The sequence below is a fragment of the Xanthobacter sp. NM-59 genome (genome assembly GCF_021401125.1).
In the GTDB taxonomy this organism is placed as follows: Bacteria; Pseudomonadota; Alphaproteobacteria; order Rhizobiales; family Xanthobacteraceae; genus Xanthobacter.
On sequence record NZ_JACBFQ010000002.1, the window covers coordinates 104054 to 117768 of the forward strand.

The following is a 13715-nucleotide window of genomic DNA, read 5'->3' on the forward strand; positions in this document are numbered from 1 at the left end:
GCCGGTTGCGGCCGAGGCGGGGATCACTCCTCGTCTTCGTCCTGCTCCTCGGTCTTCTTGGAGCCGCCGAGCTTGGCGAACACGGTTTCCAGATCGAGGGATTCCCGGCCACGGCCGGTGGGCTCCTCCTGCTCCTCGGCGGTGGTGATGTCCACCGGCAGCAGGGTGGCGCCACGTCCCTCGGCCGCGAGGGCAGCGGGCCGGTCCTTGGCGGCGCGCTGCACTTCCAGGTCGAGGTCGATCTGGCTGCACAGGCCCAGCGTCACCGGGTCCATGGGCGAGAGCTGGGCCGCGTTCCAGTGGGTCCGGTCCTTGATGGACTGGATGGTGGACTTGGTGGTGCCCACTAGGCGGATGATCTGCGCGTCCTTCAGCTCGGGGTGGTTGCGCAGCAGCCACAAGATGGCGTTCGGCCGGTCGTGGCGGCGGGAAACGGGCGTGTAGCGCGGGCCGCGGCGCTTCTTCTGCTCCGGCAGGCGCACCTTGGATTCCAGCAGCTTCAGGCGACGGTTGGGGTCCTTCTCCGCCAGGGTGATCTCATCACGGGAGAGCTGGCCGGAGGAGATGGGATCAAGCCCCTTGATGCCCTGCGCCACCTCGCCGTCCGCGATGCCCTTCACCTCCAGCGGGTGGAGCTTGCAGAAATCGCCGATCTGCTCGAACGACAGTGCCGTATTGTCCACTAGCCAGACAGCGGTGGCCTTGGGCATCAATGGGGTATTCGTCGACATGGCGGCCTCTGAGGCTTGGGTTCGTGCTCGTCAGGTTCGTCTCGCGCGCCATCGGGGCGCGCGGTGCGGCGCGTGGAGCGCTGCGGATGGGCATATGCGGGCTCGCTTGCGCGCCCCCTTCCCCAGGGGCTGACCGCGAAACACATCGCAATGTCCAGGATCGCATCAACATACTCATCCCGGCCGCGACTTGCAAATGCCGCCGCGCGGCACCTGCCCGCAAAACAGGCGCCACCCCGCGCGCCCAAAGGACGGGCAAGCCCGCCCGCCACGCGGCGCTTGACAGTTGGCCCGGCGCGTTCCCTTCTGCCAGAATGCCGCAAACGGACCCCTCGGCCATGGACGCCGCCTCGACGCCCCTCAGCAAGCCCCCCCTTCAGATCCTGCTGTGCGCCCCGCGCGGTTTCTGCGCCGGCGTGGTGCGGGCCATCGAGGCCGTGGAGGAGGCCCTGAGGCGCCATGGCGCGCCGGTCTATGTGCGTCACGAGATCGTGCACAACAAATATGTGGTGGAAGCCCTGCGCCGGAAGGGCGCGGTGTTCGTGGAGGAGCTTTCCGACGTGCCGGACACCACCGCGCCCGTCATCTTCTCCGCCCATGGCGTGCCCAAGAGCGTGCCGGTGGAAGCCGCCGGCCGCAAGCTGTTCGCCATCGACGCCACCTGCCCCCTCGTCACCAAGGTCCACCGCGAGGCGGAGGTGCACCACCGCAAGGGCCGCCACATCCTGCTGATCGGCCACCGGGGCCATCCCGAGGTGGTGGGCACCATGGGCCAGCTTCCCGAGGGCGCCATCACCCTGGTGGAAACGCCGGACGATGCCCGCACCGTGGCGCCGCCCGTCGGCGCGACCCTGGCCTATGTCACCCAGACCACCCTTTCGGTCGACGACACGGCCGGCATGGTGAAAATCCTGCGCTCGCGCTTCCCCGACCTTGTCGAGCCCCACAAGGAAGACATCTGCTACGCCACCACCAACCGCCAGGAGGCGGTGAAGCAGGTGGCGCCCAAGGTGGATGCGCTGATTGTGGTGGGGGCGCCCAATTCGTCCAACTCCCAGCGCCTGCGCGAGGCGGCCGAGCGCGCCGGATGCCCGCGCGCCTTGCTCGTGCAGCGCGCCGGCGACATCGACTGGGCCAGCCTCGGCCCCATTTCCCGGCTCGGGCTCACCGCCGGCGCCTCCGCTCCCGAGGTGCTGGTGGAGGAGATCATCGACGCTTTTTCCGAACGCTTCTCGGTGACGGTGGACACGGTGACCGCCACCGAGGAGGACGTGTTCTTTCCCCTGCCGCGCGCCCTGCGGCCGGATGCGGCGGAGTAAGTCGTGGCCGTCTATACTGACGTTTCTGCCGCCGAGATGGCGGATTTCATCGCCCGTTACGACATCGGCACCCTCACCTCCTTCCACGGCATCGCGGAGGGGGTGGAGAACTCCAATTTCCTGGTGCAGACCACGGGCGGCACCTTCATCCTCACCCTCTATGAGAAGCGGGTGGCGCGGGGTGACCTGCCCTTCTTCGTCGGCCTCATGCAGCATCTGGCGGCGCGCGGCCTCTCCTGCCCGCAGCCGGTGGCGCGGCGCGACGGAACCGTTCTGGGCGAGCTCGCCGGGCGACCGGCGGCCATGGTCACCTTCTTGCCGGGCGTCTCGGTGCGGCGCCCCACCGCCCATCATTGCGCCGAGCTGGGCGCGGGCCTCGCGCGGCTGCACCTCGCGGGCGCGGACTTCACCATGGAGCGGGCCAACGCCCTCTCAGTCGCCGGCTGGCGCCCGCTGTTCCAGGCCGCCCACGGCGCCGACAGCCTCGCGCCCGGCCTCACCGACACCATCGCGGAAGAACTCAAGGCGCTGGAGGGGGATTGGCCGAAGGGCCTACCCTCCGGCATCATCCATGCCGATTTGTTCCCCGACAACGCCTTCTTCCTGGACGAGCGGCTGTCCGGCATCATCGACTTCTATTTCGCCTGCACCGATGCGTTCGCCTATGACGTGGCCATCTGCCTCAATGCCTGGTGCTTCGAGACGGATGGTTCCTACAATGTCACCAAGGGCCGCGCCCTGCTGTCCGGCTATGCCGCCTTGCGCCCGCTGAGCGAGATCGAGGTGACCGCCTTGCCGCGCCTGGCCCGCGGCGCGGCGCTGCGCTTTCTGCTCACCCGGCTGGTGGACTGGCTGAACGTGCCCGAAGGGGCGCTGGTGAAGCCCAAGGACCCGCTGGAATATCTCAAGAAGCTGCGCTTCCACCAGCAGGTGGCCGGCGCCGAGGATTACGGCCTCATTCCATGAAAAAGTCAGTCGAGATCTTCACCGACGGGGCCTGCTCCGGCAATCCGGGCCCCGGCGGATGGGGCGCCCTTTTGCGTTTCGGCGCAAATGAGAAGACGCTCAATGGCGGCGAGCAGCTCACCACCAACAACCGCATGGAGATGACAGCCGCCATCAGCGCCCTGGAGGCGCTGAAGGAATCCTGCGCGGTGGAGCTGCACACCGACAGCCAGTACCTGAAGGACGGCATCACCAAATGGGTGCACGGCTGGAAGCGTAACGGCTGGCGCACCGCCGACAAGAAGCCGGTGAAGAACCAGGATCTGTGGGAGCGCCTGGACGAGGCGCTGAAGCGCCACGAGGTGCACTGGCACTGGGTAAAGGGCCATGCCGGCCACCCCGAGAACGAGCGCGCCGACGAACTGGCCCGCGAGGGCATGGCGCCGTTCAAGATGAGACGGGCAATCGGCGGATCGCAGGGCGCCTGAACGCCCGGACCTGCGGCACCGGCGCGTGTGCGCGTTTTTCGCGGATGCAGAAACGTTCCGAGGGCATGGCATTGCGTTCTTTCTCAACGCCGGCGCCATCCCCTGTCCTCAAAAAGCGCCAATGAGCTGAATGCAAAGAAAAACCCTTCCGGCCTGAGCCGGAAGGGTCGTTGAAACGTCTCGACGCGGATCGAAGCGCGGCGCCGCAGCGCGGCTCACTTGCCGCGCTTGAAGTCGTTCCAGGTCTTGGTGATCACGCGCTGCAGCTTCGGATCGTTGGTGGTCACGATGAAGAGCCGCGAGAACACCTCCTTGTCCGGATAGATATTCGGATTGTCGAGGATGTCCTTGCTGATCAGCTTCTGCGACGCCAGGTTGCCGTTGGCGTAGGAGATGTAATCGGTGTTCTTCGCCGCCACTTCCGGACGCATCATGTAGTTGATGAAGGTCAGCGCCTCATCCACATGCTTGGCATCCTTCGGAATGGCGAAGTTGTCGAACCACATGAGCGCGCCCTGCTTGGGGATCACATAGGCGACGTTCACCGGCGTGGTCTTGGTCTTCTCGGCGGCTTCCTGGGCGCGGGTCTTGGCCTGGAACACGTCGCCCGACCAGCCCACGGCCAGACAGATGTCGCCGCGCGCCAAGGCATTGATGTAGCCCGAGGAGTCGAACTTCTTGATAAACGGCCGGATCTTCGCGAGCATCTCGCCGGCCTTCTTGATGTCATCCGGGTTCTTGGAATCCGGATTGAGGCCGAGATAGTTCATGGCGGAGGGAATGACCTCCTCCGGCCCGTCCAGCATGTAGACGCCGCAATCCTTCAGCTTGGAGAGGTTCTCCGGCTTGAAGACGATGTCCCAGGTGTTCATGGGTACGTCGCCAAGACGCTCCTTCACCTTGTCGACATTGTAGCCGATGCCGGTGGTGCCCCACATATAGTTGACCGCGTGGGCATTGTCGGGATCGTAAGCGGCAAGGCGCTTCTCGATCTCGGGCCATGCATATTGCAGGTTCGGGATCTTGGACTTGTCGAGCGGCATGAAGATGCCGGCCTTGATCTGCCGCTGCAGGAACGTGTTGGAGGGCACCACCACGTCATAGCCGGTCTTGCCGGCGAGCAGCTTGGTCTCCAGCACCTCGTTGCTGTCGAACACGTCGTAGCGGACCTTGATGCCGGTCTCCTTGGTGAACTCCTCGATCACCGTCGGGTCGATATAGTCCGACCAGTTGAAGACGTTGACCACCTTCTCCTGGGCGAAGGCCGGACCGCCAAGGACCATACCGGCCCCGAGCGCGACGCCCAGCCCCACTCCGAAGACAGCCGCTTTGATAGCGCTGCTCATCCGCTCTTCTCCTCTGAGAGACGGCGGGATTGTCCCTCCCGCCCGCATGAAAGAGGCTATTGCGTCCCGCTGGGGCTCTCAACCGGAAAAGTCAAAAGCCCTCAGCAAAAGCATTAGCTCGGCCGACGCCCGGGTGACCGGGGCCCGGAAAAGGAAAGAGAAGGCGAATGCGGGTGCATGTTCGACTTCTCCTGACATCATAGATAGGTTTCGTATTCCAGCGGCAGGATGACGCGCGTGAAGGCCGCCAATTCTTCCTCCTTCATCACCGCATACACCCTGCGGTATTCCTCGCCGAACGCCTTGGCGATGAAGGGGGAGGCGCGAAAGCGGGCGACCGCGTCGGCCATGGAAGGGCTCAGCTGCGGCGCCTCGTGGTCATAGGCGTTGCCGGCCAGAGGCGGCGGCGGCTCGATCTTCTGTTCAAGTCCCTCCAGCATGCCGGCCAGGATGGCGGCAAGCACGAGGTGCGGATGCGCCTCCGCGCCGGCGATGCGATGTTCCAGCCGCCGGGCCTGGGGCGGGCCATTGGGCACGCGCACCGCCACCGAGCGATTGTCATAACCCCATGTCACCGAAACCGGCGCATAGCTGCCCGGCACCAGGCGGCGATAGCCGTTGAAGCTGGGCACGAACAGCAGGGTCGAATCGAGCATGGTGGCCAGAAGGCCGCCGGCGGCGTGGCGCAGCGCGTCGTCCCCCCCGTCCGGCCGGGCGAAGAAATTGCCGCCGTCCTTGTCCACCAGGCTCACATGCACATGCATGCCATTGCCGGCGAAATCTACCAGCGGCTTGGCCATGAAGGTGGCGCGCAGGCCATTGCGCCGCGCCACGCCCTCAATGAGGCGGCGGAGCAGAATGGCATCATCGGCGGCCGCCATGGGGTCGGCGCGATGATAGAGATTGACCTCGAACTGGCCGGGCGCGGCTTCCGAAATCACGGTGTCGGCGGGCAGCCCCTGGGCCACGCAGGCCTCGCGCACTTCGTGCAGCACCGGCGCGAAGGCATCGAGGTCGGACATGGAATACATGTTCTGCCGCGGCTGCCCCGTGGCGCGGAACACGGGCTCCGGCGCCTCACCGGCCTCACCGGGCTTCATCAGGTAGAATTCAAGCTCGAACGCGACGCAGGGGGTGAGGCCCAGCGCGTCAAAACGGGAAACGATCTTCGCGAGCTGCTGGCGCGGATCGAGCCGCCAGGGGCGCCCGCGCGGCGAGCCATCGGGCTCGAACATGGTGATGAGCACCTGGGCGGTGGGGCGCGAGGCCCAGGGCACCGGCTTCAGCGTGCCGGCCACCGGCCAGCATAGGCCGTCCTTGTCGCCGGTTTCCAGATGGATCTCGGTCGCCTCCACCTCGCAGCCCCACACGTCGAGACCGAAGATGGACAGCGGAATGGCGACCCCATCCTTCCACACCTTGCCGATGGAGGTGCCGGGCAGCCATTTGCCCCTGAGGACACCGGACGTATCCGGTAGCAGGACCTCCACCACGTCGGGGGTGCCGAAGGTGTTCAAATAGGCCGCGGCCTCATCCTTCGGCGCGCCTTGCGCCGCAGGTTCGAGAGGCTGGCCGGACGCAGATGCCGGCATGATGCTCCAGGCGACTGGTTGCAGGACCTCCATCCAAGCGCGAAGCCGCGAAAGCTTCAAGCGTCACGATGGCCTTCCGTGCGATCCGCGTTCACCGGAGCGCGCCGGACGGGCGCGCGAACCGGGCCCCCGTTCGGGATCCGGGAGCGCGGGCCCGTCAATGCCGGGGCCGGGGCGGGCTTCGCGCGCCGCCCCGCGGGCAAACGCCTCAGCCGCGCTCGATGTCGAAGCCGGCGGCCTTCCAGGCCATGATTCCACCCTGCATGTGCTCCTCGAACGGCAGGCCGGCGCGCTGCGCCGCCGCCAGCGCCTGCTGCGAGCGCTGGCCCGAGCGGCAGGAGAACACCAGGCGCTTGCCCGCCGGATCCGGCAGCGGCTCCACGCCGAGCCGGCTGAGCGGCACGTTCACGGCGCCGGGAATGCGCTCGGCCGCGACTTCGTTCAGCTCGCGCACGTCCACCAGGAGAATGGTGCCATTGGCCATTCCGGTCTTCACGTCGGCGGGGGTCAGATGGGTCACGACCCCACCGAAGGGATTTCTTTCGCTCATGAATGCGACGTCCTCGAAAAGAAGCGCGAACCCTGCACCCGTCTTATGCTGCAACGCAAGTCCAATGACGCCGCGCATGCCCCATGCACAACCTTTGATAGGCATACGCCTCCAATAAACCCCATGGGCCCGCATGTGGAAAAATCGGGCCGCCGCGCCAAGGCCACAGCCAAGCCTGATCTTCGTCAGACTCTTTGCTCATGTGCCGTTCATGTTGGCCTTGGTAAACCGCCCTTCGTCATCAGATCTGTGCCCCTCGCACACGGGCCTGACGGGAAGGGGATGACAGGAAAAAATCATGCTGATCCGCGCCGGGCTGGTCGCCCTCATCCTTGCGGGCGCTCTCGCGGGCTTCGCCCCGACAGCGCAGGCGCAGAACAATTCCGCCTCGGGAGGGCTCATGGGCGGCCCCACGGGCTCCAGGATCGACCTGCCGTCCAACCACCAGCCCCCGCCGGCGGATTATGTGCCCGGCGCGGACAATGTGCCGCCGGCCGATTACGTGCCCGGCGCCGATGGCGCGCCTCCGGCGGACGCCGCGCCCGGCCCCGGTTCCACGCCGCTGCCGGCCTATGCGCCGCAGGTCTACTATATGTGGGGCCCGGATGGGCAGTGCTACATGCAGGGGGCGAATTGGGAAACGGTGCCCGTTTACCGTCGCTACTGCGAGTGATCCAACAGGACTGTTGATCGGTTCCGTTCCCCCGCACGGTTCCGATCAATGGGAAGGCGCCGGCTCTTCGCCGGCGCCTTTTCCATTCCAAGGGCCCGCCATCCTCGCCGCCGCCCCCTTGCCGCTGCCCCCTGGTCCCGCGGCGGCAAAGCTGCTCAGATGGCGGATAAATCCTTCGTCCGATTCTTCTGGGTGCTGCGCTTCGTGTTGAACCTGCCCGATCTCGATGCTCTGCGGAGCGGCGGCAAGCGGACCGTCGCCTTGGCCCTCGCCGCGGTGGAGACCCGGCGCGGCCAGCCGGACCTCGTGACCCTGCTCGATGCCGCGGCCAAGGCCGGCAAGGCCCACGTTTTGGGCCTGACGGGTCCGCCCGGCGTGGGCAAGTCCACCCTCACCAACGCCCTCGTGCATCGCGCCCGCGCGGCGGGGCAGACGGTGGCGGTGCTCGCGGTCGACCCCTCCTCCCGCCGCACCAAGGGCGCCCTCCTCGGCGATCGCGCCCGCATCCAGACCGACCCGGAGGACCGGGGCGTGTTCGTGCGCTCCATGGCGGCGCGCGACCGGCTCGGCGGCCTCTCCGACGATGCCATTGCGGCGGTGGCGCTGCTGCGGGCCGTCTATGACCTCGTGATCGTGGAAACCGTGGGCGTCGGCCAGTCGGAGGCGGACATCTCCCTGGTGGCGGACACGGTGGTGCTGTGCATCCAGCCCGCCTCGGGCGACAGCCTGCAATTCATGAAAGCGGGGGTGATGGAGCTGCCGGACATCATCGTGGTCACCAAGGCGGACATGGTGGAGGTCTCCCGCCGCGCCGCCTCGGAGGTCGCCGGCGCGCTCTCCCTTTCGGGGGGCAGCGAGGCCTGGAAGGTACCGGTGATCCGCCTTTCCGCCGCCAGCGGCGAGGGCCTCGATGCCTTCGACGCGGCGGTGGACAGCCATCGCGCCTTCATGGCCGCCGAAGGCCGGCGCGAGGCGCTGCGGGCGGCGCAGGAAAGCAAGTGGGTGGAGGAGGCCATCAAGGTGCGCTTCGGCACCCATGGCCTCGGCCGCGCCCGCAGCCTTGCCACCACTGCGTGCACCCCCTTCGCCAAAGAAGCGGAATTGGCGGCCCGGTTAACCTCCGATCAACGGTGATCGGTCAATGTTCTTGTCTGTCGCCGGCACGCAACAGCCGGCGCGCTAAGGGCGCTTTCCCGCGGGCCGCGACACGCACCGCGCAGGGCGCATGAATGCGATCATCCCCGGCATGTGCCGCGAACCAACGCGGCCGGCCCGGCAATGAGCGGACGAGGGCAGAACCCATGGCTTCTTCGGATGTGTGGCGGCGCGCGCTGCCGCTCGTCGTCGCCGTCGGCGTGCTGGCCCCGCAGCCGCGGGCACCGAAGGCGGGCGAGCTGGGGCTGATGGACCGCCCGGGCGCGACGGCTCTCCTCTCCGCCCCCCTTGCCGCGCCCATGCGCACCCTGAAGGTCGCGACCCTCGATTTGCCCCAGCCCATCGGCACCATGCCGTCCGTCCCCGACCTGCCGGCCGAGGCGAAGGCCCCGGCTCCACCCCCCGCGCGCGCCGTCACCGCCGACCGGGACTATCAGTATCCCCCGCCTTTGGTGATGGGTGACCCCGAACCCGCCGCGCCCGAGGCGGCGCCGATCCGGGTCGCCAGCCTCACGCCCGATCCGGCCCCCATCGCCGCCAGCCCGGCGGCCATGGAAGAGCCCGCAGCTTCGACGGCGGACGACGCCTCCGCCATTCCCACGATCGCGGATACGACCCCGGCCGCCAGCGCTCATCTTGAGCTCGCTCTCGACCTGCTGCTGGAACTGCCGGTGATTCAGGACGATGGCGCAGGCCTTGCGGCCTCGACCGCCTTCGGCCCGGATTTTGACGGCATGGAAGCCGCGGATGTGGCCCTTCCGGCTGAGCCCGAAATGGTTCCCGACGAGAGCGCGCCCAGCAACGCCTTGACCGAGGTTTCCCCCGGCGAGGCGTCCGCTCCCGCCGTGCTGCACGACACCCGCACGGTGTTTGCAAGCGATCCGCGCCAGTTCCCGCCGCTGGCCTTTGAATACCACGCCTTGGCCGACCAGGGCTTCGTGCCCCAGCCGCTGGCCCCACCGACGCCCGCCCCCGCCTTGGCCCCCGCCGTGGTGGAGCAGAGCGCCGAGCGCGACGGTATCTGGCCCTCTCCGGCGCAGCGCCTGGGCCTTGCCGGCGCTGGCCTCGCCCGCGCCCAGAAGTGCCTGGCGGAAGCCATCTATTTCGAGAGCCGGGGGGAGCCGAAGCGCGGCCAGATCGCGGTCGCCCAGGTGGTGGTGAACCGCGTATTCTCCGGCTATTACCCGGCGGATGTGTGCGGCACGGTCTATCAGAACGCGCATCGCCACCTCGCCTGCCAGTTCACCTTCGCCTGCGACAATGTGAAGGACGTGATCCGCGAGCCCGACATGTGGGTGCAGGCCAAGCAGATCGCCGCCGAAATGCTGGATGGCAAGCTGTGGCTCGACAGCGTCGGCCGCGCCACCCACTATCACGCTTATTGGGTGCATCCGAGCTGGGTGCGGGAGATGAACAAGCTCGACCGCATCGGCGTGCACACCTTCTACCGCCCGCGACGCTGGCAGGGCTGAAGACGCGGCGGGAGGGGCCATGATCGAGGACAGCTTTCTGGCCCGCCCCCATCCGGCCTTCCGCGAAAGCTACATCGCAGCCCTGCGGGAAGGCTTCGTGTGGGCCGCCCGCGCGCCGCTGGCTGAGGACGCTATCGCCTTTGCCGCCAGCCACTTCCCCGATTATCTGCGCCGACTGGATGAGGACGGGCAGATGCCCAAGCCCGGCGGACCGGCGCTGAGCGGCGTGCCCGCAAACACCTTCTGGCTGGTGAGTGGCACAACCTTCATCGGCGCGGTGAACATCCGCTCTCGCGTCGATACCCCGGCCCTCACCCATTTCGGCGGGCATGTGGGCTATGCGGTGCGCCCCTCGCTGCAAGGGCGCGGCTATGGCCGCCACCAGCTGGCGCTGGCGCTCGACATCTGCCGGGGCATGGGCCTCAGCGTGCCGCGCCTGAGCTGCGCCGAGGACAACCACGCCTCGCGCCGGGTCATCGAGGCCAATGGCGGCCTGCTGCTGCGCCGCTGCCCGCCCGCATGGTACGCACCCTACCCATTCCGCCTGTACGAGATCCCTCTGCTGTAGCCGGCCGCGGGGTGGCCACGTCCCTGCTTTTCACTCGGGCCTGCCCGACAAGTGGGGCACCGAAAGCAGTCGATGAAAGCAGCGCTCACCGCTCATCGCCAGTCAGCAGCGGGGCGCAAGCGCCTCCTCCCCAACCCAAGTCCCGCAGATTGGCGCCCCGAACCTGGCGCCCCGAACTTGGCGCGACCGGAACGCCGCTTCCACGCGGGACCGAAACTCCGCCCCAGGGCATGGCTCCATCCCGGAGCGCGTTCGAGCGAAGCGGATGCCGGCCCGCCTCAGGAAGACGCGTGAACGCGATGCGCCGGAGCCCCTTCATTTCCGCGACGGGAGCGGCGGCACGGCACCGCGCGCTTCCCCCTAAGCGAGAAAAGAAAACGGGCCCCGCTGCGCGCAGGGCCCGCGTCTTCGGAATAGGTCGGCACGCCGCCGCCGGCAGGCGGGAAGCCTTGCGGCCCCCTGCCCGCAGCTGCGTTCAGTCCGCCGTCTGGGCTTCCACCACCGCGACGGCCGTCATGTTGACGATGCCACGGGCGGTGATGGAGGGGCTCAGAATGTGGGCAGGCTTCGCCGTGCCCATCAGGATAGGGCCGACGGGCAGGGAATCACCCAGCACCTTCAGCATGTTGTAGGCGATGTCGGCGGCGTCGAGGTCGGGCATCACCAGCACGTTGGCCACGCCCGAGAGCCGCGAATGCGGCAGCGCGCGCTTGCGGATGTCCTCCACCAGAGCCGCGTCGGCCTGCATCTCGCCGTCCACCTGCAGGTCCGGCGCCCGCTCGCGGAGGATATCCAAGGCCGCCCGCACGCGCTTGGCGGAGAGCGTCTCATGGCTGCCGAAATTGGAGTGGGAGAGCAGGGCCACCCGCGGTTCCAGGCCGAAGCGCCGCACATGCGCCGCCGCCAGCACCGTCATTTCGGCGAGGTCGGGAGCCGTGGGCTCGGTCTGGATCTGGGTGTCGCAGATGAAAAAGTTGCCCTTCGGGGTGATGAGCAGCGACAGCGCCGCCAGCTCCTTCACCCCCGGTGCACGACCGATGATGTCGCGCACCTGGCGGAAGTGGCGGGTGAAGCGCCCCTCGATACCGCACAGCATGGCGTCCGCCTCACCGCGCCGCACCGCCAGCGCGGCGATGACGGTGGGATGGGTGCGCACCAGGGTACGGGCGGCATCCGGCGTCACGCCGCGGCGGCCGGCAACCTCGATATAATCGCGCACATAATCGCGGTAGCGCGGATCATCTTCCGGATTGATGAGGTCGAAATTCTCGCCCGCCTTGATGGACAGGCCGAAGCGCTTGATGCGGGTTTCCACCACATTGGGGCGCGCCACCAGGATGGGACGGGCGATGCCCTCTTCCACCACGGCCTGCACGGCGCGCAGCACGCGCTCGTCCTCGCCCTCGGCATAGATCACGCGCTTGGTCTCCTGCTTCGCGCGGGCGAACAGGGGGCGCATGATGAAGCCGGAGCGGAACACGAAGTCGTCCAGCACCGCGTCATAGTGGTCGAAATCGGTGATGGGGCGGGTGGCGACGCCCGTCTCCATGGCCGCCTTGGCCACCGCCGGCGCGATGCGCAGGATGAGGCGCGGATCAAACGGTGAGGGAATGAGCGAATCGGCGCCGAACATGCGGGTTTCCCCGCCATAGGCCCGGGCCACCACGTCGGAGGGCGTCTCGCGGGCGAGCTCGGCGATGGCCTCCACGGCGGCCATCTTCATGGCGTCGTTGATGTCGGTGGCGCCCACGTCCAGCGCCCCGCGGAAGATGTAGGGGAAGCACAGGACGTTGTTGACCTGGTTCGGGAAATCCGAGCGGCCGGTGCAGATCATGGCGTCGGGCCGCGCCTCGCGCGCCAGCTCGGGCATGATTTCGGGCGTGGGATTGGCGAGCGCCATGATGAGCGGATTGTCCGCCATCTTCTTCACCATTTCCGGCTTCAGCACGCCGCCGGCGGACAGGCCCAAGAAGATGTGCGCGCCCTCGATGACTTCATCGAGGGTCCTTTTGTCCGTCTGCTGGGCGAACTTTTCCTTGTAGGGATCCATCAGGGTGTTGCGGCCCTCATAGACCACGCCCTCGATGTCACAGACCCAGATATTCTCTTTCTTCGCGCCCAGCTTCACCAGAAGGTTGAGCGAGGCGAGCGCGGCCGCGCCGGCGCCCGAGGCGACGATCTTGAGATCCTCGATCTTGCGCTTGCCCACTTCCATGGCGTTGCGCACGGCGGCGCCGACGATGATGGCGGTGCCGTGCTGGTCGTCATGGAAGACCGGGATCTTCATGCGCTCGCGCAGCTGGCGCTCCACCTCGAAGCACTCGGGAGCCTTGATGTCCTCAAGGTTGATGCCGCCGAATGTGGGCTCCAGCGCGCTGATGACGTCCACCATGCGGTCGACCGTCAAAGCGTCGATCTCGATGTCGAACACATCGATGCCGGAGAACTTCTTGAACAGGACGGCCTTGCCCTCCATCACCGGCTTGCCGGCGAGGGGACCGATGGCGCCGAGGCCCAGCACCGCCGTGCCGTTGGAAACGACGCCCACGAGATTGGCGCGGATGGTCAGCTCGGCCGCCTGGAGCGGATCGGCGGCGATGGCCTCGCACGCGGCGGCCACGCCCGGCGAATAGGCCAGCGCCAGATCGCGCTGATTGCCCAAGGGCTTGGTGGCCTGAATCTCCAGCTTCCCGGGCCGAGGCAGGCGATGGTAGACGAGAGCGCCGGAACGCAAATCATCGGAAATATTCGACGCCATCCTTGTCCCTGCTCCTTCACCCGTCATAACGTTACTTGGATACCGTGCCAGCGTTCGCATGTGTATGCCGGCACGATCTCGTTATGATCTGTCTTGCGTTAGTCCTGAAACGGGGGCG

12 protein-coding genes are annotated in these 13715 nt (G+C 67.4%); 7 read left to right on the forward strand and 5 right to left on the reverse strand.

All coding sequences use genetic code 11. The annotated features are described in order from the left end of the window. Positions 1–23: 23 nt before the first annotated feature. Positions 24–731, reverse strand: coding sequence for a DUF1013 domain-containing protein (locus L0966_RS05855; RefSeq protein ID WP_234050932.1), 708 nt, complete (start codon positions 729–731; stop codon positions 24–26). A 338-nt stretch (positions 732–1069) separates the two neighbouring features. On the opposite strand from L0966_RS05855, the gene ispH reads away from it, so the two are divergent. Genes ispH through rnhA form a run of 3 tightly spaced genes read left to right on the forward strand, consistent with a single transcriptional unit; the run spans position 1070 to position 3483 of the window. Then, positions 1070–2050, forward strand: coding sequence for a 4-hydroxy-3-methylbut-2-enyl diphosphate reductase (ispH, locus tag L0966_RS05860; RefSeq protein WP_234050933.1), 981 nt, complete (start codon positions 1070–1072; stop codon positions 2048–2050). Positions 2051–2053: 3 nt separating this feature from the next. Then, a complete protein-coding gene (locus L0966_RS05865; protein ID WP_234050934.1) occupies positions 2054–3016 on the forward strand; it encodes a homoserine kinase in 963 nt (320 codons plus the stop codon). Further along, on the forward strand, positions 3013–3483 hold the full coding sequence (gene rnhA, locus L0966_RS05870) for a ribonuclease HI (RefSeq protein ID WP_234050935.1): 471 nt from the start codon (positions 3013–3015) through the stop codon (positions 3481–3483). Before L0966_RS05865 ends, rnhA begins: the two co-directional genes overlap by 4 nt. A gap of 215 nt (positions 3484–3698) precedes the next feature. Here the strand turns inward: rnhA and L0966_RS05875 are convergent, their stop codons facing one another. The 3 genes from L0966_RS05875 to L0966_RS05885 form a co-directional block, all read right to left on the reverse strand. After that, positions 3699–4829 (reverse strand): polyamine ABC transporter substrate-binding protein, encoded by a 1131-nt coding sequence (locus tag L0966_RS05875; RefSeq protein WP_370640661.1) that lies wholly within the window; start codon positions 4827–4829, stop codon positions 3699–3701. A gap of 197 nt (positions 4830–5026) precedes the next feature. After that, complete coding sequence (locus L0966_RS05880) at positions 5027–6421, reverse strand: glutamine synthetase family protein (protein WP_234050936.1); 1395 nt, start codon at positions 6419–6421, stop codon at positions 5027–5029. Between the two features lie 208 nt (positions 6422–6629). Beyond that, positions 6630–6971: a rhodanese-like domain-containing protein gene (locus L0966_RS05885; RefSeq protein WP_234050937.1), complete on the reverse strand. Its 342-nt coding sequence runs from the start codon at positions 6969–6971 to the stop codon at positions 6630–6632. A 298-nt stretch (positions 6972–7269) separates the two neighbouring features. Between L0966_RS05885 and L0966_RS05890 the strand changes: the two genes are divergently transcribed. The 4 genes from L0966_RS05890 (at position 7270) to L0966_RS05905 (ending at position 10839) form a co-directional block, all read left to right on the forward strand. Next, positions 7270–7644 carry a hypothetical protein gene (locus tag L0966_RS05890; RefSeq protein WP_234050938.1) on the forward strand — a complete coding sequence of 125 codons (375 nt, stop codon included), beginning with the start codon at positions 7270–7272 and terminating at the stop codon, positions 7642–7644. Between the two features lie 159 nt (positions 7645–7803). Further along, positions 7804–8778 (forward strand): ArgK/MeaB family GTPase, encoded by a 975-nt coding sequence (locus L0966_RS05895; RefSeq protein WP_234050939.1) that lies wholly within the window; start codon positions 7804–7806, stop codon positions 8776–8778. Between the two features lie 167 nt (positions 8779–8945). Then, complete coding sequence (locus tag L0966_RS05900; RefSeq protein WP_234050940.1) at positions 8946–10271, forward strand: cell wall hydrolase; 1326 nt, start codon at positions 8946–8948, stop codon at positions 10269–10271. 19 nt (positions 10272–10290) lie between these two features. Then, positions 10291–10839 carry a GNAT family N-acetyltransferase gene (locus L0966_RS05905; protein ID WP_234050941.1) on the forward strand — a complete coding sequence of 183 codons (549 nt, stop codon included), beginning with the start codon at positions 10291–10293 and terminating at the stop codon, positions 10837–10839. 475 nt (positions 10840–11314) lie between these two features. On the opposite strand, the gene L0966_RS05910 is transcribed toward L0966_RS05905, so the two are convergent. Further along, complete coding sequence (locus L0966_RS05910; protein WP_234050942.1) at positions 11315–13597, reverse strand: NADP-dependent malic enzyme; 2283 nt, start codon at positions 13595–13597, stop codon at positions 11315–11317. Positions 13598–13715: the final 118 nt, after the last annotated feature.